Below are 24,859 nucleotides of genomic sequence, written 5' to 3'. Positions count from 1 at the left end.
ACCTATGAAGATACTTTATATTATTTATCAGGTTTGCTTTGCGTTGCCCATTTTATTGGTACTGACTATCCTTACAGCATTGGTCACCATCATCGGTTCGCTGATAGGAGGAGCGCATATCTGGGGTTACTATCCCGGTAAAATCTGGTCACAGCTCATCTGCTATATACTGCTTATTCCGGTGGAGGTACATGGAAGGGAGAAAATACACAAACGTACTTCCTACGTGTTTGTGCCCAATCACCAAGGTGCCTTCGACATATTCCTGATATACGGATTCCTGGGACGGAACTTCAAATGGATGATGAAGAAGAGCCTGCGCAAAATCCCGTTTGTCGGCAAGGCATGCGAGAGCGCAGGACATATCTTCGTCGACCGTTCCAGCCCCAAGAAGGTGCTTGCCACCATGCGGCAGGCAGAATCATCTTTGAAAGACGGCGTGTCACTGGTAGTATTTCCCGAAGGGGCACGTACCTTCACGGGACACATGGGGTACTTCAAGAGAGGTGCTTTCCAGTTGGCAGATGAACTGCAACTGGAAGTGGTGCCCGTCACTATAGACGGCTCGTTCGAGATTCTTCCACGCACCGGAAAGTGGATACACCGTCACCGGATGATACTGACCATCCATGAACCTATTCCTCCCAAAGGGAAAGGGGCAGAAAACATCAAGGCAAGCATGAACGAGGCTTATGCGGCGGTGGAGAGTGCATTGCCGGAAAAGTATAAAGGGATGGTGAAGAACGAAGACCAGGACAGATAAAGACATAATGACAAACGGGAATGCCTGAATATCCTATCAAGATATTCAGGCATTCCCGTTTGTCATTATCAACTCATTCCTGTTTATTTCTGTCCTCCTACAGAAGCATTTTGCTTCATGCGTTTCTGCTCTTCAATCAGCTGCATGTTCTCCTTCGCCTTTGTAAGGAAATCCTTCACCAAAGTATTCTCTTTAAAAGACAAGGGAGCAGTTCTCATGATGTCCTCAATCTGCGGAGTCATCACCGGATAGGGCAGTGTGCTGCACATCATCATGAATACACTGGGGCCCAGCACATTCTCAAAGTTATCTACAATGAACTGCCGGACGTAGTCGTTCATCTCCTTCACAAGTGCTTCGCCTTCCTTTGCCAACTGCCCATGCACGTCATCCAGATTGGCACCGTCCAGCACCATACGCGCCTCTTTCCGTTCCAGCTCCTCTATCTTCACTTCCAGGGAATTGCGCTTGTCTATGAACTCGTACAGTTTGTCATTCAAAGGAGTCCCTTTGGCAATCAACTGAGTATTGGAGATGGAAACCACGATTTTGCCGTCTTCCAGCACCAAAGGCATAATGCCCTCGTGGTCCATATAAAGAGTCACCATCATCACGGAATCGGCCCGGCCTTTCATCTTGAAATGCCCATGGATAACCTCTGCCGAGTCGACGTTCACCCATTGCCCGTCCCGAAGCGTCTTGAGGAACAACATCTTTCCGTCAAGGCTGGTTACCGAGGAACTGCCCTCTATCTTATACTTGCGGTTGCAAGAAGTAAAGAGCACAAGCAGGAGCAAAAAGGGTAAAATGCGGTTCACACTCATTCTAATCATGCAAGAAACGATTTTTGAATTACACCCAGCAAAGGTATTAATATTCCTTATAAACCGAATAGAAAGAAAGGATTTTTCATTCGGTTTACGTATTTTTGCACAATTATAAATCATAAAAATAGAGAAAATATACATGTCAACCTATGCACCTTTTGCCAAACCGCTCTATGTAATGCTGAAACCGGTAGGTGCGGTATGCAATCTGGCATGCGATTATTGCTATTATCTGGAGAAATCCAAACTATATAGAGACAACCCCAAGCATGTGATGAGCGAGGAACTGCTGGAAAAGTTCATCGAGGAGTACATCAACTCGCAGACCATGCCCCAGGTTCTGTTCACCTGGCATGGCGGAGAGACGCTGATGCGTCCGCTCTCTTTCTACAAACGTGCCATGGAGCTGCAAAAGAAATATGCCAACGGACGCACCATAGACAACTGCATACAGACCAACGGCACGTTGCTGACCGATGAATGGTGCCGGTTTTTCAAAGAAAACAACTGGCTGGTGGGTGTCTCCATAGACGGGCCTCAGGAGTTCCATGACGAATACCGGAAGAACAAGCAGGGCAAGCCCTCTTTCGTCAAGGTGATGCAGGGCATCAACCTGCTGAAAAAGCACGGTGTGGAATGGAACGGAATGGCAGTGGTCAATGACTACAACGCCGACTATCCGCTGGACTTCTATAATTTCTTCAAGGAGATAGGATGCCATTACATCCAGTTTGCCCCCATCGTGGAGCGCATTGCCCCTCATGGGGACGGACGCCATCTTGCCTCCCTGGCAGACAAGGAAAAGAGCACGCAGCTGGCAGACTTTTCCGTCACGCCGGAACAATGGGGAGACTTCCTATGCGCCTTGTTCGACGAATGGGTAAAGCAGGACGTGGGTACTTACTACATACAGTTATTCGACTCTACCCTTGCCAACTGGATAGGCGAACAACCGGGTGTATGTTCCATGGCAAAGACTTGCGGCCATGCAGGCGTCATGGAGTTCAACGGAGACGTATATGCGTGCGACCATTTTGTTTTCCCCGAATATAAACTGGGCAACATCCATCAGAATACACTGGTGGAGATGATGTACGGAGAACGGCAACAAGCCTTCGGACTGATGAAGCAACAATCTCTCCCCACCCAATGCAGGGAGTGCGAATGGCTGTTTGCCTGCAACGGCGAATGTCCAAAGAACCGTTTTGCACGTACAGCCGACGGAGAGCCGGGACTGAATTACCTTTGTGCAGGATATCATAAGTTCTTCAGTCACGCAGCCCCATACATGGACTTTATGAAGAACGAACTGATGAACCGGCGTCCGCCTGCAAACATTATGGAAGCAATAAGAAACAATGCCATAAAGCCATAAGCCCACAAGCGATGACAATGAAATTCAAAGACATTACTTAATAATTGATTATATGAAGATTACATTTAAGAAAGGTTTGCTTGCGGCCATTGCCGCACTGACAGTCTGCTCTGCGCGTGCAGACGAAGGAATGTGGTTGTTGCAACTGATGAAGCAGCAGAACTCCATCGACATGATGAAAAAGCAAGGACTGAAGCTGGAGGCTGACGACCTTTATAATCCCAACGGCGTGTCACTGAAAGATGCTGTAGGTATCTTTGGCGGTGGCTGTACCGGCGAAATCATCTCTCCGGAAGGACTGATTCTGACCAATCACCATTGCGGATACGGTGCCATACAGCAGCACAGCAGCGTGGAACACGATTATCTGACAGATGGTTTCTGGGCCATGAACCGCAGTGAAGAACTGCCCACCCCGGGATTGAAATTCCGTTTCGTGCACCGCATTGTAGACATCACCGACCTTGTCAACGCTAAAATAAAGGCAGGCGAAGTGACGGAAATCGATGCACTGACTTCCCCGTTCCTCAACAAACTGGCAAAAGAGGAACTGGAGAAGAGCGATTTGAAGGGTAAACCGGGCATTGAAGTGCGCGCACTCCCCTTCTATGCAGGAAACAAATTCTATATGTTCTATTATAAGGTATACAGCGACGTGCGTATGGTTGCCGCTCCTCCCTCCTCGGTAGGTAAGTTTGGCGGTGAGACCGACAACTGGATGTGGCCGCGCCACACGGGCGACTTCTCCATGTTCCGTATCTATGCCGATGCCAACGGAGAGCCGGCTGAATACAGTGAAAGCAACGTACCCCTGAAAACCCCGAAGTTCCTGCCCATCTCCATCAAAGGTCTGAACGAAGGTGACTACGCCATGATTATGGGCTTCCCCGGCAGCACAGAACGTTACCTCACCCAGAGCGAAGTGAAACAACGCATGAACGCCGTGAATCAGGCAATGATTGATATGCGCGGCGTACGCCTCGAAGTGCTGCGCAAGTATATGGATGCCAGTGACAAGACCCGCATCCAGTATGCCAGCAAGTTTGCCGGAAGCAGTAACTACTGGAAGAACTCCATTGGTATGAACAAGGCAATCATCGACAATGACGTGTTGGGCGCCAAAGCCGAAATCGAGAAAAAGTATGCTGCCTTTGCCCAAGGAAAACCCGAATACGAGGGTGTGGTAGAGAAAATTGATGCCATCATCGAGAAAAGCACCCCCACGCTGCGCCAGCTCTACTATACCAACGAAGCATTGCGCGGTGCTATCGAATTCGGCAGTACCTACCTTATTATGGATAACATAAAGAAAGCGCTCGAAGAGAAGAACGACTCATTGCTGCAAGCTTCGAAGAAGCAGTTGGAAAATGCATACGATGGTATCCACAATAAAGACTACGACCACGAAGTGGACCGCGCCGTAGCCAAAGCCATCCTGCCCGCCCTTGCCAAGGCACTGAACGCCAACGAGCTGCCCTCCTTCTACCAAACCATCAACGGAGAGTTCAAGGGCGACTACAACACATACGTAGACAACATTTACGACAACTCCATCCTCTCCAACCGCAAGAACCTGGATAAATTCCTGGCAAAGCCCACCGTGAAAGCCATCGAGAAAGACCCTGCTACGGCTTACTCGCGCTCCAAGAACGAAAAGCTGCAGGAACTCGGAAAGCAATACATGGAACTGGAAAGCGGAATGGAACTGCTCCACAAGGCCTACATCCGTGGCTTGGGTGAAATGAAACAGCCCGTCCCCTCCTATCCGGATGCCAACTTCACCATGCGTCTGACCTATGGTAATGTAAAATCATACAGCCCACGCGATGCCGTACACTACGACTACTATACCACTACCGACGGTATCCTTGAAAAAGAGAATCCCGAAGACCGTGAATTCGTGGTACCCGCCAAGCTGAAAGAACTGATTCAAAAGAAAGACTTCGGACGCTACGCCATGGCAGACGGCACCATGCCGGTTTGCTTCCTCACGACGAACGACATCACCGGCGGTAACTCCGGCAGCCCCGTCATCAATGGCGAAGGACAGCTCATCGGTACTGCTTTCGACGGCAACTGGGAATCTCTGAGCGGTGACATCAACTTCAACAATGACCTGCAGCGTTGCATTGCACTGGATATACGCTACGTGCTCTTCATCCTCGACAAACTGGGCAATTGCAGTCATCTGATAAAAGAAATGAACATTATAGAATAAATTAAAGCCTCTGAGAGATTACCTCCCATACTGAATGGCATTCAGTCGTATAGTGAATGCCATTCAGTCGTATACTTAACCCTATTCAGTCGTATACTGAATAGCCCCCCTCTCAGATGCTCTTCTAACGCACATCACCATGAAAAGAATCCTATTATCATTATTCATTACATCTTCTGTCCTTGCCGCACACGCCGACGAAGGTATGTGGATGCTCACCGACCTGCAAAAGCAGAACGAAGTAGCCATGACGGAACTCGGACTGCTCATCCCCACCAACCAAATCTACAATCCCGACGGCATTGCCCTGAAGGATGCCGTGGTGCATTTCGGCGGTGGCTGTACCGGCGAAGTCATCTCTGCCGAAGGCCTGGTACTGACCAACCACCACTGCGGCTATGGCGCCATACAGCAACACAGCTCGGTGGAACACGACTACCTGACCGACGGTTTCTGGGCTATGTCCCGCGAAGAGGAGCTTCCCTGCAAGGGACTCACCGTCACCTACATCGACCGGATACTGGACGTGACAGACTACGTAAACGAACAACTGAAAACCGACGACGACCCGAACGGCACCAATTATCTGTCTCCCAAATACCTGAAGACAGTAGCCGACCGCTTCGCCAAGTCCGAAGGCATCGCCCTGACACCCGGCCGCAAGCTGGAACTGAAAGCCTTCTACGGTGGAAACAGATACTATCTGTTCGTAAAGACCACCTATAGCGACATCCGCATGGTAGGCGCTCCCCCCTCCTCCATCGGCAAGTTCGGCGCAGACACCGACAACTGGATGTGGCCCCGCCACACGGGAGATTTCTCCATCTTCCGCATCTATGCCGACAAAGACGGGAAACCCGCCGCTTACAGCAAAGACAACGTTCCCCTAAAAGTGAAGAAACATCTCACCATCAGCCTTGACGGCTATCGCGAGGGCGACTTTACCTTCGTCATGGGATTCCCCGGACGCAACTGGCGCTACATGATTTCCGACGAGGTGGAAGAGCGTATGCAAACCACCAACTTCATGCGCCACCACGTGCGCGATGTCCGCCAGAAAGCTCTGATGAAACAAATGTTGCAAGACGATGCCGTACGCATCCACTATGCCAGCAAGTATGCATCTTCTGCCAACTACTGGAAAAATGCCATTGGTATGAACGAAGGTCTCGTCCGTCTGAAAGTATTGGACACCAAACGTGCACAGCAAGAGGCACTCCTGGCACGCGGACGCTCGCTGAACGACAATAGCTATCAGCAAGCATTCGACCAGATACGCGCCATCGTAAAGCAACGCCGTCCAGCCCTCTACCACCAGCAAGCCATTCAGGAAGCACTGGTGACGGGACTCGATTTCATGCGTATCCCCAGTACCGCAAGACTGGTGTCTGCCTTGAAGAACAAGGACAAGAAACAGATTGCAGCAGCTAAAGACAGCCTTCAGAAGGCAGCCGACCGCTACTTCGCCTCTGTCCCCTTCCCCGAAGTGGAACGTATCGTTGGCAAGGAAATGCTGAAAATCTACATGAAGTATATCCCTGCCGAACAACGCATCGGTATTTTCCAAATCATAGACAAGCGTTTCAAGGGCAACAGCGACGCTTTCATCGACGCCTGCTTTGAACATTCCATCTTCGGCAACAAAGAGAACTTTGCCAAGTTCATCCGCAAGCCCAGCCTCTACAAGATTAATACAGACTGGATGGTCTTGCTGAAATATTCCATCACAGACGGCCTGCTTCAGACCTCCATTGCCATGATGGATGCCAATAAAAACTACAATGCCGCCCACAAGGTATGGGTAAAGGGCATGATGGACATGAAACTTGCCAATGGTCAGCCCATCTATCCGGATGCCAACTCCACCTTGCGCCTGACCTACGGTCAAGTGCTCCCCTACGCTCCGGCAGACGGTGTGAAATATGATTACTACACCACTCTGAAAGGAGCTATGGAGAAGGAAGATCCCGACAATTGGGAGTTTGTAGTCCCCGCCAAACTGAAACAGCTGTATCAGGCAAAGGATTTCGGACGTTATGCCATGCCGAACGGCGAAATGCCCATCTGCTTCATTGTCAACACAGACAATACCGGTGGAAACTCCGGCAGCCCAGTGTTCAATGCCAAAGGAGAACTGATAGGTACCGGCTTTGACCGCAATTACGAAGGTCTGACTGGCGACATTGCCTTCCGTCCGTCCTCCCAACGAGCAGCATGTGTAGACATCCGCTACACCTTGTTCATCATCGACAAATACGCGGGAGCTTCGCATCTCATTGAAGAGATGACGATTAAATAATGATTTAGCGAACAAATCCTCCTCCTATTTTGTTATCATTACAAATAAATAAAAACAGAAAGGAAAAAATTATGGAAAAGTTTGAAGAATTGATACAATCAGAAAAGCCCGTTTTAGTTGATTTCTTTGCAACCTGGTGTGGCCCGTGCAAGGCCATGCATCCGGTACTGGAGGAACTCAAAAACGAAATAGGAGATGCTGCCCGTATCGCCAAAATAGATGTAGACCAGCACGAAGAGCTTGCTGCCCGCTACCGCATACAAGCAGTACCGACATTTATCGTATTTAAGAAAGGTGAAGCCGTATGGCGCCATTCGGGTGTCATCAGCGGTAAGGATTTGAAAGCCGTTATAGAACAAAACTCTTAACAAGAAGAAATGAAGAAGATTATAGCAATGGTTGCCCTCGTGTTTTCTTGCATGCTGGCCTATGCTCAAACAAACGGAGAAGTTATCGTCATGAACAAAGCCATGTTCATCAAGGATGTGTTCGACTATGAGAAATCCCAGGACTGGAAATACAAGGGAAACAAGCCTGCCATCATAGACTTATATGCCGACTGGTGCGGACCTTGCCGCATGGTGGCTCCCATTATGAAGGAACTGGCCAAAGAGTATGCCGATAAAATCGTTGTCTACAAAGTCAATGTGGATAAGGAAAAGGAACTGGCAGCGTTGTTCAATGCAACAAGCATCCCTCTTTTTGTATTCATCCCTATGAATGGAGAGCCTCAGCTCTTCCGCGGAGCAGCCGATAAGGCTACCTACAAAAAGGCGATTGACGACTTTTTACTGAAAACAGAATAGTTCATAATAGAAAGAAAAAACTCCTGACTACCTTTACAAAAAGGCAAGTCAGGAGTTTTTGTCTCCTATTCACTCAAAACACGATAGGCATCTCTTTCCATTCTCCTCCGTGTAGTTCCATCACCGATTCATATCCAGCTTTCCTCAAGGCACACAAAGCTTCGGGACGTCCGTTGCTTATCCGTTCCGGATAGTGTGAATCACTGTTTACCTGCACACGTACACCCAAATCATGCAGGTAGGAGAAATACCGCTCATTGGGGTAAAAAGTACCCAGGTCATGATAGGCTTTGGTATTGACCTCTACCTGATAGCCGCGACGGGCAATATCTGCGAAATACGCCCTAACCAGCTCATCATACCAAGGCTCGTCCAGCAATCCCGGGCGATAGCATGCTGCATTGTAGTGCATCTTATCGGCATGGCCCACAATATCAAAACCACCCAGCTCAAGCATCCTCGTCAACCTACCATAATAGAGACGGACCACATGCTCCAAGTCACCGCAGAAATGTCCGTCTACAATGGTCTTAAAGGTATCCGCAGGTACATCTACATCCACCACTTCCCCTTTGTCATTGTAGAGAAGATGTACAGAACCAATACGGTAGTCCAACGGCAACTCCCTGAAACGGGCGATGGACGGATTACTCGCTTCATTCAGATAATCAATCTCCAGACCGATATACAGTTCGATACGTCCGGCATACTTCTCCTTCAGACGATGGAATTCAGATAGATAGTCGTCCATGATATCCCACTCCATAGTCCATGCCGTAGAAAAAGGCAATGGAGCATGCGATGAAAAGCCATAAGAAGTAAACCCCTCACTCAATGCAAAACGCACAAAATCCTCCATGCCTGCACGCCCGTCACAATAAAGGCTATGGCTATGATAATTCGTCAGATTTCCCACTTTCTCAGTTCTAATTTTTAATTCTTAATTTTCAATTTCGAACTTCAGTTCGATTCTATCTCACTCAGCTCCAGCCAGCGCAATGTTTTTTCGTCAATCAAGTCCGACAATTCCGGCAAACGTTTCGACTTCTCCGTCAGTTCGTCCACAGACAAAGTACCGCTGCACAAAGCCTCTTCAATTGCATTCTTTTCGGTTTCCAGGTCAGCTATCTCCTGCTCCAATTGTTCAAACTCGCGTTTTTCCTTAAAAGACATGCGCCGCTTTTCGTTCAGACGCACCTTCGCCGTCTTGTCCTCCTGAGCCTTGGCGGCTTCTTTCTCTTTCTCCTTTTCCTGATGGACTTTCGCATCTTTCCAGTCGCGATATTGTGTATAGTTGCCGGGAAAGTCGCGGATGTCCCCTTGTCCGTTGAACACTAACAGATGGTCTACCACTTTGTCCATGAAATAACGGTCGTGGCTCACCACAATCACGCATCCTTTGAAATTCTGCAAATACTCTTCCAGCACATTCAGCGTCACAATATCGAGGTCATTGGTCGGCTCATCCAGCACCAGGAAGTTGGGATTGCGCATCAGGACCGTACACAGATAGAGGCGGCGGCGTTCTCCCCCACTCAGCTTGTAGACATAGCTGTGCTGTGTCTCGGGAGTAAACAGGAAATGTTGCAGGAATTGCGATGCCGTCAGCTTCTTGCCGTTGCCCAGTTCTATGACTTCGGCAATGTCCTGCACTACATCAATCACTTTCATCTGCTCGTCAAACTGCAAGCCGTCCTGCGAGTAGTAACCGAAGCGGACCGTCTCGCCAATGTCCAGCGTACCGCTGTCTGCCTGCTCCAACCCCATCAGTATCTTGATGAAGGTCGACTTGCCCGTACCGTTATTCCCAACGACACCCATCTTTTCGTAACGGGAGAAGATGTAAGAGAAATCATCCAGAATCTTCAAGTCACCAAAGGATTTGTACAGATGGTCTGCCTCGAATATCTTACTGCCTATATAAGAAGCCTTAACGTCCAGCTTTACATTGTCGTTGTTGAAACGCTGCTTAGCCACCTTCTCCAGTTCGTAAAAGGCATCCTCCCGATAGCGTGCCTTGTGCCCGCGGGCTTGCGGCATGCGGCGCATCCATTCCAGCTCTGTGCGGTAGAGGTTATTGGCACGTTCTATCTCCACAGTCTTGGCCTCGATACGCTCTTGGCGCTTCTCCAGATAATAACTGTAATTGCCTTTATACTGATAAATCTGCCGGTTGTCTATCTCTACGATTTCGGAGCATACCCGGTCGAGGAAATAACGGTCGTGCGTCACCATCAGCAAGCTGAGGTTGTTCCGGCGGAGATATTCCTCCAGCCACTCCGTCATATCGAGGTCGAGGTGGTTGGTAGGCTCGTCCAGTATCAGCAAATCGGGTTCAGTGATAAGGGTATTGGCAAGTGCCACACGCTTCAACTGCCCGCCGGACAGATGTTTTACGTGCTGACTGAAATCACGTATTTTAAGTTGAGACAGAATCTGTTTCGCCTTCTGCTCGTACTCCCAAGCTTTTTCATGGTCCATACGCACCAGAATTTCGTCCAAGCCGGGATGCCCCTCCGTTTCCATGCAACGTTCATATTCCTTGATTAACTCGACAGTACTGTTGCCATGATGGAAGCACGCTTCGAGCACGGTCAGCTCTTCGGGATATTGCGGGTCTTGTTCCAGATAACCCACACGCAAATCACGACGGAAGGAAATGGTGCCATTGTCATACCCTTCCTTGCCGGAAAGGATATTGAGCAATGTCGTCTTGCCACTGCCGTTCTTGGCTATCAACCCGACACGCTGTCCCTCGGACAAGCCCAAAGAAATATTTTCGAATAGTACCAAGTCACCGAACGACTTGGTCAAGTTTTCCACCTGAAGAATTGAATTTACTGCTGCCAATGCTTTAATAGTTGAAAAATGAAAATTGAAAGTTGAAAATCACAGTACCGAGATGACCGGACCTTAGAACAAGGAGCTGTATATCTCCGGCAGATTCACTTTACCTCCTGCCTTTACTTTGCTCCAAACCAGCTTCATGGGGTCTATCCATTCACCGGTAGACGTGTTCAGCAATATGGGCGCTTCCCGGTTTCCGTCCACCAAGGTACGCCATTCCATACCGTCCACTTCATTGGCGAAAATAACACAAAGCGCGATGCCAAAAGCCAGCCATGCATCCTTCTTCTTAGGACCGATGTTGCTTTCTTCCATCATCTGCTGCATCTTGGCAATGTCTTCCTCGGCTCCCTGGAAATCCTTCTTCAACAATTCCTTTATAGTAGTATCCACCCACTCGTATGCTTCATTAATCTGGTAGATTTCCGAAAGGCGCACCGGAATTATCTCCGCTGGATACTTCACTCCATCCTTCCGCGTTTCCAGCGAAGCGATAATCTTCTCCGCTTCTGCAACCGGCTCTCCTTTCTTCACCGTAAACGAACATTCAAAGGCAACTTCATCCGCGCCCGTTATCCATAAATGGGAAGTATAGTACGCACCTTCTTCCTCGAACATCTCCTTACTATATGCACATTCCATCCGGCCTATCCTAACCGGAATGGCAGAGGAGTTTTCCCGTAACTCTTGCTTCACGGAGTCCTTGCCATATGTAGCATTCCCTTTGAAAGCCGAAATGCGAAAATTACCGGTCCACTCATTGGGGTTATAAAAAAGGAAAGAGCCTTCCCCGTCCTCGAATTCATTCCAGTCTGCCGGATAAGTCATGGAGAACCATGCCCCCGGAGAGATAAATTTCTTGCTTTGTTCCATATATAGACTAATCTTTGCAAAGACAGTTCCTACCATCTCAGCTATTTCTCGCAAAGATAGTACAAACCGAATGCAAAATAAAATGAACTTGTCCATTTTTTATGCTGAGGTGCAGCCTATCTTCGGTTTTAGGGCAAAAGTAACATATTACCGCCGTTGATATGCAAACAAACGAAACAAAAAAACAGCCGATTCTCACGAACCGGCTGTTCCAATCATCATCTATGAATGAAGACCATTAGAGCCTTCAATATCTTAACTATATCTTAAAATCCACATTTTGGGCGTAAAGATAATGAATTTGTATCACAAAATAAAATGCAATGAAAAATTAGTTTTGGGCACTGTCCCACCATACGGGTAAAGTCCATACGTCCTCGGCAGCATTCCAAAGTGCAATTGAAGTATCAGCTCCCGGAACAGTGGCACCGATAGCTTGCAGATTGGCCGTATTGTAGTTGAGTTCATGACTGCATTGCTGCCAACGACGGAACTGTTTACCTTGCGGAATATTCTTTTGGGCAGTAGCATCAACGCCATAGCGTGCAGGAATACCCCAGCCTAAGAAAAGCTCCGGATTAAAATCGTAGCGACGCATATCGTTCCAAATTTCCATGGAAAAATGCAATGCCAAACGCTTTTGAGTAAGAATCTTGCCCAAAGTAATATTCTCTTCAGTGCCGATACCATTGTTCAAATAGTTGTCAATGTCGGTTTGCGTCATAGGAGAGAACGAGGGGCATGCTTCCAAATTGGCATCTTCACGGCACCACACTTTCAACTTATCGTTCATACCGTCGATACTGGCTGCAATACCTTTCTTATAAGCATTAAAAGCCGCTCCTTTATTACCTTGGTTAAAGAGTACTTCAGCACGTATGAAACAAGCTTCGGCATAGGTTCCAATATAGGTGGGAGAAGACACGCGAGTATAGAAAGTTCCCGATTCGCGAGAGGCATCAGTGCCATCGCGACGATAAAGTAAATCAGGACGTCCTTGATAAGCTTTGCACTGACTGGTACACTCTACATAAATAGTGTCCCCCTTACGGGTAGAAGATTCACTGTCAATCCACCAACCTTTGGCTGCCGAGAAGTTCGAGCGCAACGGTCCGCCGGTAAGGCTGGGACTATCATTGCCAATCATGTCTACACCCATAGAACGACGCCAACCGTTTTTGAACTTCACCTCTGCGGGTGAATTACTTGATTGCTTCGAATATGCCCAAGGTAAAATCTTATCGGCACGCGGATCTTCTATTCCACTTCCGGCAAAATTTGTCAGATTATCGTAAAGCATCTTGGTAGGCATATAGCCGGCATTCATGCCACATACAGAAAAGAGCGGTGAATAATCAACCGGTTCGTCCCATCCCAATACATCATGCGAATTATTGGCATCAATATGATTGAATACGGTATTGTCGGCATTGCTTTGCTGAGCCTTGTCAAGACAAGCCAAGATTTCTGCGGCATCGTATTTCCCTTCAAGATAACTGCCTTCACCCTTTTTAATAAGCTTGTTAATGTAACGTGCTTTAAGTAAGTATGCCAATTTAAGCCACTTGTCTACACTACCACCGTTCCAAATATCGCCTACAGCCAACGAAGCTGTCGCAGACCCTTGCTCTTTTTGGAACATCTCGATAGCGGTGTCAAGATCGGCCAAACAGCCCAAATAGATTGTTTTTCCGTCATTATAGGTAGGAGTAACACCGGCTTCAGCCTCACTCGACTTGTAAGGCATTTCTCCATAAAGGTCTGTCATAAGCATAAAACCATAGGCACGAATTACGCGAGCTGCACCCACATAATGCCAAGCCTCGGCTGCCGTAGCCTTGTCAATCAAAAATGGAATATTTACAGCAGCTCCACAGAACCACCATTGGTAGGGAGTGGTAACGGCACCGGTCTGAGGACTCCAATAAGACATGCTCCAATAAGTACCGCCGTCATAATAGCGTGTCCAATCGCCCATAGACATACTGGAACGCCAAGCAGCAAACTGAGTGGCACTGTTGGTATAAAATTCAATATGTGCCAATCGTGAATCATAGGTCGCATTTCCGGCTGTGGGATTTTCGGGATCGACATTTACATCGAGCCAGTCACTACACCCCGAGAACAAAGTCATAAGGGCACCCACACTACATAATATCATAGATTTGAATAATTTCATATTGCTTCTGTTTTTTAAGAGTTAGAAAGTAAGATTCAAGCCAAATGACATGGTAGAAGTGGCAGGTACACCGCAGTAGTCAAATCCTACTGATGATGAGCCACCTACACCCGCACCAGCGGCAGCCACTTCAGGATCACCGTCGTAATTGGTGATGAGCAATAGATTGGTAGCAGCTACCGATACCGAAGCACGCTTTACAAATCCAATCTTGGAAAGCCACGTTTTAGGAAACTCATAGCTCAATGAAACAGAACGCAAACGCAAAGAGTTGACATCGGTAATATAGTTGGCTGACTCCTTAGAATAATAGTTCTGATAGTAATCCTTAATGATGTTGTAACCACTCATTTGTACTCCATTAAAAGTATAGGTTTTATCGGCCTCCCAAGTATTGGTCACTGGGTCACCATTGGCATTGACACCCGTTACAGTGAGAGAACGATTGCGTACATCGGCAGAGAACTGGCTCACACCGCTGTTATCCATAGCATATTGAGTACCGTTGACCACATCGCCACCTACACGGAATTCCCATAGCATATTGAAAGTAAAATTCTTCCAAGTAAGGGTGTTGTTCAATCCACCGGTAAACGATGACTCACGATTACCTACTGCTACAAGGGTTTTGTCATAAGTAGGCATACCGTTTTTGTCGAGTATCACCTCACCGGCGTCATTACGTTTCCATTTGGTACCGGCAATACCCATAAAATCTCCACCGCTGAACGAGGCTGCCTGCATACCGGCATATTGCACATCGGTAACATACATCACGCCCATACCTTCGGGAAGCCCGTCCAAAGTACCACGATTACCTGCCATGTTCAAGCCAATGTCCCATGTCCAGTCCTTAGTCTGTATGGGAGTTCCCGAAATAGAGAGTTCCATACCTTTGTTATACACATTGCCCGCATTGATACTCCAAAAGATGTAACCGGTAGATTGCGGACCGCGAGGAGCAAGAATCTGATTATATGAATCGTTGGTATAGTAAGCATAGTCTATGTGCAGGCGGTTTTTGAAGAAACTCAATTCCACGCCTATTTCGGTAGACTTGGTCATTTCCGGTTTCAGTTTGTCATTACCGCGTGTCCAAGTATTTCCCACACCTACCGTACCGTCAAGATAGGTACCCGTAGGCCATAAGGCAGTTTCCAATTCGTACACACCGGTATCTTTACCTACCTTGGCCCACGATGCACGCAATTTACCAAAGTTGAGCACACTGTCATCCAGCCAACCGAGTCGCTGCAAGGCTTCAGTAAATACGAATGAACCGCTTACCGAAGGATAGAAGTACGAACGGTTTTCAAGAGGAAGAGTAGAAGTCCAGTCATTACGACCGCTCACAGTGAGATAGAGCATATTTTTCCATGATGCACGGAATTCTCCAAAAGCTCCTACCAAACGTTTCTTAGTAGCTGCATGTGTGAATTGCTTATTGTCTTTACTGGCATTGGCGTATGAGAAGAAATCAGGAACGGAAAAGTTCCAAGCCATCATCGAGCTACGGTCTGTCTTGGTTTCGTCCATTGTGGCACCCAACAAAAGATTCAAATCGAAATCACCGAACTTATGGCTCATGTTCGACATAAAGTCATGGCTCATATAGCGGAACTGCTGGGTGTTGTCACTCATCATACCTTTTTGCCACACTTGTTTAAGCACGCCATTGGCAGCCAAACGGTTGGAAGCAGTTTGGGTATAACGGTCAATACCTATTTTATAAGAAACAAACCACCATTTGGCAATATCGGCTTTTATACTGAGCATCCCATTGAAACGGTCGATGTCGTCATACATGTGGTTACGATTGACAATCCAATAGGGGTTGTCGCGTTCGTCCCATGGATCAAGACGATCGCCAAACAAACGATAACGGGTACCATCCTCGTTCTGATAGTGGGTCATTCGGTCGAAAGGAGACCAGTTGTACACACCATAAAGAGCACCATTACCACTCGAATTATAAAGCCCGGCACCCGTCAAAGTACGGTCTGTATGAGCATCGCTATATGCGGCACTGGCGTTAAAGGTGAAAATCCCCACCTTCTGCTCACCATTGAAACGGAAAGCATATTTCTTGTATCCGGTCTCGGGCACAACACCTACCTGATCATAGTAAGACCCTGAAAGATAGAATTTACTATTCTTGGTACCCCCGGCTACGCTGGCACTTTCATCGAAAATGTTTCCGCCTTGAAAGAAATCACCTATGTTATCATAAGTAGCTGCGTTCGACTTCTCTCCCCACGAAGTATAAGCAAAGTCATTAAACACAGTACCAGTATAGTTCTTCTTTGAATCATACTGGTCTTCCATATATCCACGGGCATATTGGCGTTGCGTTTGCGGCAGGCTCTTTACCCATGAAGCAGTAAACTTAGAATTGATATTCACTTCAACCACGCCCTCTTTACCTTTCTTGGTAGTGATAAGAATAACTCCGTTGGCTGCACGTGAACCGTATAAAGCGGCAGCTGCAGGGCCTTTGAGCACCGACATACTTTCTATATCTTCGGGATTTATATCCATCAAACGATTGGAAGTAGTAGAGGCAGAACGCATGGAACCATCGAAAGCCGAATTGCCCACCACTGATGAAGAGTTATCAAAAATAACACCATCCACCACAAAGAGCGGCTGATTGTCTTTGCCTTCAGCACCCGACGTTCCTCCACGCAATATAATCTGAGCGCCCGCACCAGCGGCACCGGATGACTGAGTAACATTCACACCGGCCACTTTCCCCGAAAGGGATGAAATAGGATTGGCAGTTTTCATCTTCATCAATTCATCCGACTTCACATCCTCCATTGAATATCCCAAAGCCTTGCGCTCTTTCTTGATACCCATTGCCGTCACAACCACTTCGTCCAGCGCTTGCGAGTCATCTTGCAAACTCACAGTATAAGTAGTGGCGTTCGTCACCTTCAATGTCACTGTTTTGTAGCCAATGAAAGATACCTCCAATGTGCTACCCACCGGCGCCTCTACAGAAAAATTTCCATCAATATCCGTCACAGCGCCGGTACCAGAACCTTTTACTAACACGCTGGCGCCGATGATGGGTTCGCCTGCCGCATCTAAAACTTTACCTGTGATTTTCTTGGCTTGCTGAGTACTTTGGGAACTTAGCACACTTTCAACAGCTGCATTAGCAGCAAAAGGTGCAGACACCCCAAACAATGCAAGCAACACTAATGATAAGCAATAATTTCTTTTCATAAGCTCTATTATTTGGATTTGTTTGCAAACATATGAATTAATTTAGAAATTCTATCATCAATCGAATTAAAAATTACTAAATAAATATTAAAACATTTGCATTTATATTTTTGCAAAGTTTTAAATATCTATTTAGTAATTATTCAAAGCATTAACTCTTAATCATATTAATGCCGTACTTGTATATAATATATCTCAATGATGCGAAAAAACGAAAAACACATCACATTTATCATTTATATATAGCAATGTTTTGAACTATTTGATTTACGCATTAAAGCATATTCATAAATCTTTTTATATAAAAAGAACTTGATTACGTGGGGATATTGGTATGGATAAGGATTCTAAAAAGCAAATTAGTTAAAATGATTCATAAGTTCATCAAAAAATAGTGTTAGACTATTAACAATAATAAATTCCACATATAATCTACATTAACATTTTATTTTTCAGCATAATACTAATATATACAAGTTTCACTTATAAAAACTGGTCTCTTTCCATGTTGTGGAATTTCCATATCAGTGGTGACATATATAATGGTACAGATTATTTCATGACAGCACGTAGCATGAGTGTGAGATTTAATTCATTGAAGCCTCTCAACGGTCTTCATTCATAGATGATGATTGGAACGGCCGGTTCGTGAAAATCGGCTGTTTGCATTCTACGCCTCATTTCCCTATCGGCTGTATTCTCCTTCTCACCTCTTTGGATATTTCCAGAAACATATAGTTCAGTTTGCCGGAATGAATACCTTCCTTATTCTGGGCATACTTCTTATTGGCATACTCCTTGGACTTGTCAAAGGTGATGCGCGACATCTGGTTCTGCGACTTTCCCACCATCGTCGAATCCAACTGTTCGTCCGGAAAGAAATCATCCAAATCCACATCACCAATCATGGTCGTTTCAAGGAAATTCATGTCTTTATGACTGGAATCCGTGTAGTATCCTACAAACATATGCCCCGGGGTGCGCACCAATATAGGTTCTATGTTGATGGCACGGAGCAGAGAAGCAAAAAGCACACTTCCATCCACACAGTTGATTTGCGAGGACTCCAAGGCGTCATCGAACGTGCGCACACGCTGTGAAAAGACCACATTGCTGGAAAGGCTCGTATTGGAGACCGAGCTATAACGGAACTTACGCTTCTGCAGTACATTCCACAAGGCATAAACCTGCCTGTCCACCACTTCGGCACCTCCCTGATAGCCTAAAAAACGGTTGACGATACGCGTATCCAGCGCTTCACGCAACAGCTTGTCAATCATAGGATTCTCCTCATTTACATATGCTGCAAAAAAGATGCCGGTATCATGGAATTTTGTACCATTCGTGACATACCCCAACAGACATTCATTAATGCTGCGAACGGAAAAAGTACGCACCCTCTGCCCCAAATCCTTACCGTTCATCTCTACCATAACGGCCACACTAATGGGTTCCGCCTGGTTGTTATTCTTCAGAGCCTCATAATTCCATATGATATCAGGATAGATAATATACTCCGTACGCGGTTTTGCCAGCACAAACTCCGACACGGAACGGGAAAAGAACGGAGTCTCTGCAACCTCTACCCGCACCCGGCTATAAGCATTCCTCGAACGGACACGGACAGCGATGCAGGACTTCGGATTACCTACATACATGGAGTCTACCGGCACTATGACCTGAGCATCGGTAGTAGCCACCGAAAGGATACTGGAAGGGAATATATTACCGCCCAGTTCATCCGTAATCTCAAATCCCGAGCGGAAAGGAGCCGTATTCAGCCAGACAGAGCCGATTATCACTAAAAGTAGAGTTCCCATAATAACCGACAAATGTCTCTTAGAGAAACTCCTGATATACATAAGTTCTTTCATACAATTCAGTATTTACGAAGCAAAGATAATATTTTAATGTGACGGGGCTTTTAGATAAACGGGAATTTAATGTAACCCAAATGTAACACTTGTTTCATCATTCCGTAACAAATTAGCCTCACTTTTGTACCCAGAAAGCAGAAATGGCCTGCATCTCGGCACAACTTTTCATGTAAACATGAAAATTCTGCATTCGGTTTGCACTATTTTTGCCGATAAAAAGAAATAAAGTTTAACTTTGTGACAAGAAAATTGTTTTATTCCTGTCATACATAAACAACAAAGCAATGAACAATTACCGGATTTTAGTAGTGGATGATGAAGAAGACTTATGTGAAATTCTGAAGTTCAACCTCGAAAACGAAGGCTACGAAGTGGACACGGCGAACTCTGCCGAAGAAGCTCTGAGAATGGACATTGGCAGCTACAACCTACTACTGCTGGACGTGATGATGGGAGAAATTTCCGGCTTCAAAATGGCAAGTATGCTGAAGAAGGACAAGAAGACGGCCCAGATACCCATCATCTTCATTACCGCCAAAGATACGGAAAATGACACCGTGACTGGCTTCAACCTGGGAGCGGACGACTATATATCCAAACCCTTCTCGCTGCGCGAAGTAGCGGCACGTGTCAAAGCCGTACTGAGACGCACCCAGCAAGGAGAGACAGAGCATGCACCGGAACAGATTGTCTACAAGACGCTGGTGCTGAACGTCATCAAGAAGAAAGTCTGCATTGACGGTGAAGAGGCACCGCTCACCAAAAAAGAGTTTGAAATCTTATTGCTGCTTTTGCAGAATAAAGGACGCGTATTCTCGCGCGAGGATATACTGAACCGCATCTGGAGCGACGAAGTATATGTGCTGGACCGCACCATCGACGTGAACATCACACGTCTGCGCAAGAAAATCGGAGTTTATGGCAAATGTATCGTAACACGCTTGGGATATGGTTATTGTTTCGAAGCCGAATAACGACAGACACTTTCTGTCCTTCAGCCGGAAGCTTTTCCTTTCGGTCATCTCGTTGTTCCTCGTATTCGCCGCCTGCTTCATCGCCTACCAGTATCAGCGGGAAAAGGAATACAAAGTGGAGCTGCTGGACATGCAGCTGCAAGATTATAACGACAGACTGCACCAGGAGCTTCGCTACCTCCCCGACAGCCTATGGACTTCCATGCTGGACAGCTACATCTCCAAGCATGTGAACAAGGAATTGCGCGTCACTGTGGTAGACCTTCATGGCAACGTATTGTTCGACAGCTCCCAGAACGACAGCCATGAACTGGACAACCACATCAAACGCCCCGAAGTGCAGAAAGCGCTGAAAGACGGCAAGGGCTACGACTTACGGCGCATCTCCGAAACCACCGGCAAGACCTATTTCTATTCTGCCACCGCCTACGAAGGCTGCATCATCCGTTCAGCCCTCCCCTACAACGTCAACCTGATGAACAATCTGGCTGCCGACCCACACTACATCTGGTTCACGGTCATTGTATCACTGCTGCTGATATCCGTCTTCTACAAATTCACCTCCAAACTGGGCAGCGCCATCAACCACCTGCGCGAGTTTGCCAAAAGAGCCGACAAGAACGAACCTATAGACATGGACATACAAGCCGCCTTTCCGCACAATGAGCTTGGAGAGATTTCGCAGCATATCATACAGATATACAAGCGCCTGCGCGAAACCAAAGAGGCGCTTTACATTGAGCGCGAAAAGCTTATCACCCATTTGCAAACCTCCCGCGAAGGACTGGGCGTATTCAACAGAGACAAAAAGGAGATATTGGTAAACAATCTGTTCACCCAATACGGCAATCTGATTTCAGACTCCAACCTGCAGGCTACCGAAGAGATATTCTCCATCTGCGAATTCCAGAAGATAACGGATTTCATCAACAAGGCGCAGAAGCGCCCCTCCTACAACGAAGAACGAAGGATGTCCGTACACATCAACAAGAACGGACGCACCTTCATCGTGGAGTGCATCATCTTCCAAGACCTCAGCTTTGAAATTTCCATCAACGACATCACCCAGGAAGAAGAGCAAGTACGGCTGAAACGGCAGTTGACCCAGAACATCGCCCACGAGCTGAAAACCCCCGTAAGCAGCATACAAGGTTATCTGGAAACCATCGTGAACAACGAAAACATTGCACCCGAAAAGATGCAGGTCTTCCTGGAACGCTGCTACGCGCAAAGTAACCGCCTGAGCCGCCTGCTGCGCGACATATCCGTACTGACCCGCATGGACGAAGCCGCCAACATGATTGATATGGAAAAGGTGGACATCAGCATGCTGGTTTCAAACATCGTCAACGAAGTGTCCCTGGAACTGGAACAGAAGCAAATCACCGTTGTCAATTCCCTAAAACCGAAGATACAGTTGCGGGGCAACTACTCTCTACTCTACTCCATCTTCCGCAATCTCATGGACAACGCCATCGCTTATGCCGGCACCAACATACACATCAACATCAGTTGTTTCCGCGAAGACGAGAATTACTACTATTTCAGTTTTGCCGATACCGGCATCGGCGTTTCTCCCGAACATCTGAACCGTTTGTTCGAACGCTTCTACCGTGTAGACAAAGGACGCTCGCGCAAGTTGGGCGGCACCGGCTTGGGGCTCGCCATAGTGAAGAATGCAGTCCTTATTCACGGAGGCACCATCTCTGCCAAAAACAACCAAGGTGGAGGACTGGAGTTTGTATTCACACTGGCAAAAGAGAGATAACAGCCCGTTTTACCACACCAAACAAAATGCTTTGCATACCTCTGGAGAAGGTTCTTGTGGCAAGTGTGGCTTGTATTGGTATCTTTTCACCTTACCGACATGACGGATTGCTTAAATCGCCTTAAGTCACTATCAATCAGAGAGTAATTTTGCCAACCTATTGCCATGCTTTTGGCAAACTTTTGCCATGCCTATGGCAAAGTTTTGCCAACGCGGTGACAAAGTCTTGCCAAGAGGGTGGCAAAACCTTGCCAATTTGTCGGCAAAAAGAAAGAGAGCGGGGAAGAAAATTTATCACTCATAGAATTGTTTTCTCAAAAAGAATCCGTATCTTTGTCATGCATTGGTTCGCTCCCCCTCTTCTGGGAAAGCGATTAAAAGGGAATCAGGTGTAAATCCTGGACAGTCCCGCTGCTGTAAGTTTCGTGCAACGTTGCAGACAATTACTCTATGCCACTGGAATATTCTTCCGGGAAGGCGCCTGCAACAGAAACAAGTCAGAAGACCTGCCATGCATACTTTATCATTGCTTTCGAGGAAAAAGCGTTGAGTCTAATGAGCCGGACAAACCGTCCATCATTTCATTCATCAAACCTAATTCAGAGAAAGTAAAGAAGGTAATAAACTCTGCCAAGTTTATTTGATGATGTCCGGCCGAAGTGATTTCGTCCGGACATTTACATTACAAAAAGTCATATTTAAATTGGTTATTACATAGATTTTGTCTAAATTCGGCACATTAAACCGCAATAATCGGTTTATCCGTTAACCTATTGTCAAATTATTAAAGATACAGAGTCTATGGAATTACCATTTGCCGAAGCATGGAAAATCAAAATGGTGGAACCTATCCGCAAAAGTACCCGCCAGGAACGCGAACAATGGCTGAAAGAGGCCCACTACAACGTATTCCAACTCAAATCGGAACAAGTTTATATCGACCTCATCACCGACTCGGGCACCGGAGCCATGAGCGACCGCCAATGGGCAGGCATGATGCTGGGTGACGAAAGCTATGCCGGAGCCACCTCATTCTTCAAACTGAAGGAAGTCATCACCCGCCTCACCGGATTTGAATACATTATCCCCACCCACCAGGGACGCGCTGCCGAAAATGTACTCTTCTCCTATCTGGTGCACGAGGGCGACATTGTGCCGGGAAACTCCCATTTCGACACCACCAAAGGACATATCGAGGGACGCCGGGCATTGGCTCTGGACTGCACCATAGACGAAGCCAAACAGACACAGCTGGAAATCCCCTTCAAAGGCAATGTGGACCCGAAGAAACTGGAAAAGGCATTGCAGGAACATGGCGAACGGATACCGTTCATCATCGTCACCATCACCAACAACACCGCAGGCGGCCAGCCGGTTTCCATGCAGAACCTGCGCGAAGTACGCGCCCTTGCCGACAAGTACGGCAAGCCCGTCCTCTTTGACTCGGCACGCTTTGCGGAAAATGCCTACTTCATCAAGATGAGGGAAGAGGGTTACCGCAACAAGAGCATAAAGGAAATTACCCGCGAGATGTTTGACCTTGCCGACGGTATGACGATGAGTGCCAAAAAAGACGGTATTGTCAACATGGGCGGATTCATAGCCACCCGCCGGAAAGACTGGTATGAAGGCGCCAAAGGCTTCTGCGTGCAGTTCGAAGGCTACCTTACTTACGGAGGCATGAACGGTCGTGACATGAACGCCCTTGCTATCGGCCTGGATGAAAATACTGAATTTGACAATCTGGAAACCCGCATTCACCAGGTGGGCTATCTAGCCATGAAACTGGATGAGTACGGGATACCCTACCAACGTCCCGCAGGCGGCCATGCCATATTTGTGGATGCCCCCAAAGTGCTGACACATGTGCCCAAAGAAGAATTCCCGGCACAAACACTGACCGCTGAGCTCTATCTGGAAGCAGGCATACGCGGCTGCGAAATCGGGTATCTGCTGGCAGACCGCGACCCGGTGACCCGCGAAAACCGCTTCAACGGCCTGGACTTGCTCCGGCTTGCCATCCCCCGCCGTGTGTATACCGACAACCACATGGATGTGGTGGCAGCCGCTTTGAAAAATGTATATGACAAACGGGAAAGTATTACCCGCGGAGTGCGCATCACCTGGGAAGCTCCGTTGATGAGACACTTCACAGTACAACTGGAAAGGCTGTAAGAGATTTACAGACTCAATGTCAAGACAAAATCCGGAAACAAATAATAATGAATAGTGAACCGGCGTTTCTCCACCGTACGATATTCTTCGGCGGAGAATACGCCGCTTTCATTTACAGCAAAAGGCAGAATGCGCATGTGCCCGCGAAAATCAACCTCGGAAGCATTCAGGCATTTGAACATGGTCTCCTTAGCCGACCAGTGCAGCAACAGTGACCAAGTGTCGGTTCCGCGAAACACGGATGGCTGTTCATCTTCGCGCATGAATTTATGTGCCACCTTCCTTACCCGCTCACCATACTGCTCGATGTCAACACCCACTTCCCGACCCGGCAATCCCAAGACAACAGCCACATAACCTTTCGTATGCGAAATACTGAGAGAGGCGGAGTCATCCGCCAGATAAGGTTTCCCACTGGGATGATAGGCAATCTCTTTCTCTTCTCCCGACAGAGTATAAAGCAATACGCGGACAGCCAGCCACTCCAAACGGCGGTGTGCCGCGGTGAAGCGCCGCATACCTTCCCGGTATACTTCCTGATGAGGAAGCATGGCCAGCAATTCCTCCGGAGATTCCTCCGTTTTCCAAATTCCCCATCGACAGGGAAGAGCGGTATGTTGCAAGAAGAGGGGCACGGAACAATTTAA

At 47.3% G+C, this 24,859-nt stretch carries 17 protein-coding genes and 1 riboswitch; of the genes, 9 read left to right on the top strand and 8 right to left on the bottom strand.

What is annotated here, in order from left to right; translation table 11 throughout:
* The first annotated feature begins 4 nt into the window (after positions 1-4).
* Positions 5-763, top strand: coding sequence for a lysophospholipid acyltransferase family protein (locus DW800_RS09655; protein WP_005826706.1), 759 nt, complete (start codon positions 5-7; stop codon positions 761-763).
* A gap of 83 nt (positions 764-846) precedes the next feature.
* On the opposite strand, the gene DW800_RS09650 is transcribed toward DW800_RS09655, so the two are convergent.
* On the bottom strand, positions 847-1,596 hold the full coding sequence (locus DW800_RS09650) for a DUF4369 domain-containing protein (protein ID WP_008663699.1): 750 nt from the start codon (positions 1,594-1,596) through the stop codon (positions 847-849).
* A gap of 133 nt (positions 1,597-1,729) precedes the next feature.
* Between DW800_RS09650 and DW800_RS09645 the strand changes: the two genes are divergently transcribed.
* From DW800_RS09645 to DW800_RS09625, 5 genes are all read left to right on the top strand, one after another.
* Complete coding sequence (locus DW800_RS09645; protein ID WP_005826708.1) at positions 1,730-2,965, top strand: anaerobic sulfatase-maturation protein; 1,236 nt, start codon at positions 1,730-1,732, stop codon at positions 2,963-2,965.
* A gap of 52 nt (positions 2,966-3,017) precedes the next feature.
* The gene (locus DW800_RS09640; protein WP_117878041.1) at positions 3,018-5,183 is read left to right on the top strand and encodes a S46 family peptidase; all 2,166 of its coding nucleotides are present in this window, start codon (positions 3,018-3,020) and stop codon (positions 5,181-5,183) included.
* Between the two features lie 139 nt (positions 5,184-5,322).
* Positions 5,323-7,482 carry a S46 family peptidase gene (locus DW800_RS09635; protein ID WP_057281791.1) on the top strand — a complete coding sequence of 720 codons (2,160 nt, stop codon included), beginning with the start codon at positions 5,323-5,325 and terminating at the stop codon, positions 7,480-7,482.
* A 71-nt stretch (positions 7,483-7,553) separates the two neighbouring features.
* Positions 7,554-7,850 (top strand): thioredoxin, encoded by a 297-nt coding sequence (gene trxA, locus DW800_RS09630; protein ID WP_005826711.1) that lies wholly within the window; start codon positions 7,554-7,556, stop codon positions 7,848-7,850.
* Positions 7,851-7,859: 9 nt separating this feature from the next.
* Positions 7,860-8,288 (top strand): thioredoxin family protein, encoded by a 429-nt coding sequence (locus DW800_RS09625; RefSeq protein ID WP_005826712.1) that lies wholly within the window; start codon positions 7,860-7,862, stop codon positions 8,286-8,288.
* 73 nt (positions 8,289-8,361) lie between these two features.
* Here DW800_RS09625 and DW800_RS09620 read toward each other — a convergent pair whose 3' ends face one another.
* From DW800_RS09620 to DW800_RS09595, 6 genes are all read right to left on the bottom strand, one after another.
* Entirely contained in the window at positions 8,362-9,204 is an 843-nt protein-coding gene (locus DW800_RS09620) for a histidinol-phosphatase (RefSeq protein WP_034525511.1), read from the bottom strand.
* A gap of 44 nt (positions 9,205-9,248) precedes the next feature.
* Positions 9,249-11,138, bottom strand: a complete 1,890-nt coding sequence (locus DW800_RS09615) for an ABC-F family ATP-binding cassette domain-containing protein (protein WP_117703597.1) — start codon at positions 11,136-11,138, stop codon at positions 9,249-9,251.
* 63 nt (positions 11,139-11,201) lie between these two features.
* A complete protein-coding gene (locus tag DW800_RS09610) occupies positions 11,202-12,008 on the bottom strand; it encodes a DUF3805 domain-containing protein (protein WP_005835988.1) in 807 nt (268 codons plus the stop codon).
* A 331-nt stretch (positions 12,009-12,339) separates the two neighbouring features.
* Positions 12,340-14,187 (bottom strand): SusD/RagB family nutrient-binding outer membrane lipoprotein, encoded by a 1,848-nt coding sequence (locus DW800_RS09605; RefSeq protein WP_005826719.1) that lies wholly within the window; start codon positions 14,185-14,187, stop codon positions 12,340-12,342.
* A 21-nt stretch (positions 14,188-14,208) separates the two neighbouring features.
* A complete protein-coding gene (locus tag DW800_RS09600; RefSeq protein WP_005826721.1) occupies positions 14,209-17,418 on the bottom strand; it encodes a SusC/RagA family TonB-linked outer membrane protein in 3,210 nt (1,069 codons plus the stop codon).
* Positions 17,419-18,095: 677 nt separating this feature from the next.
* A complete protein-coding gene (locus DW800_RS09595) occupies positions 18,096-19,292 on the bottom strand; it encodes a hypothetical protein (RefSeq protein ID WP_117680498.1) in 1,197 nt (398 codons plus the stop codon).
* A 287-nt stretch (positions 19,293-19,579) separates the two neighbouring features.
* On the opposite strand from DW800_RS09595, the gene DW800_RS09590 reads away from it, so the two are divergent.
* From DW800_RS09590 to DW800_RS09580, 3 genes are all read left to right on the top strand, one after another.
* On the top strand, positions 19,580-20,269 hold the full coding sequence (locus DW800_RS09590; RefSeq protein WP_005826729.1) for a response regulator transcription factor: 690 nt from the start codon (positions 19,580-19,582) through the stop codon (positions 20,267-20,269).
* The gene (locus DW800_RS09585) at positions 20,244-22,037 is read left to right on the top strand and encodes an ATP-binding protein (protein WP_005835971.1); all 1,794 of its coding nucleotides are present in this window, start codon (positions 20,244-20,246) and stop codon (positions 22,035-22,037) included. Before DW800_RS09590 ends, DW800_RS09585 begins: the two co-directional genes overlap by 26 nt.
* A 327-nt stretch (positions 22,038-22,364) precedes the next feature.
* A riboswitch (cobalamin riboswitch) is annotated at positions 22,365-22,566 on the top strand.
* A 272-nt stretch (positions 22,567-22,838) separates the two neighbouring features.
* Positions 22,839-24,212, top strand: a complete 1,374-nt coding sequence (locus DW800_RS09580) for a tryptophanase (RefSeq protein ID WP_117703596.1) — start codon at positions 22,839-22,841, stop codon at positions 24,210-24,212.
* A gap of 5 nt (positions 24,213-24,217) precedes the next feature.
* Here the strand turns inward: DW800_RS09580 and DW800_RS09575 are convergent, their stop codons facing one another.
* Positions 24,218-24,847: a 4'-phosphopantetheinyl transferase family protein gene (locus tag DW800_RS09575; RefSeq protein WP_005826741.1), complete on the bottom strand. Its 630-nt coding sequence runs from the start codon at positions 24,845-24,847 to the stop codon at positions 24,218-24,220.
* Between the last annotated feature and the right edge of the window lie 12 nt (positions 24,848-24,859).

Origin of the sequence: Bacteroides sp. AM32-11AC (genome assembly GCF_003603515.1) — a bacterium.
Taxonomy (GTDB): domain Bacteria; phylum Bacteroidota; class Bacteroidia; order Bacteroidales; family Bacteroidaceae; genus Bacteroides; species Bacteroides uniformis.
The sequence above is the reverse complement of the archived record's forward strand: the minus strand, read 5'-3'. Positions and strand labels throughout refer to the sequence as shown.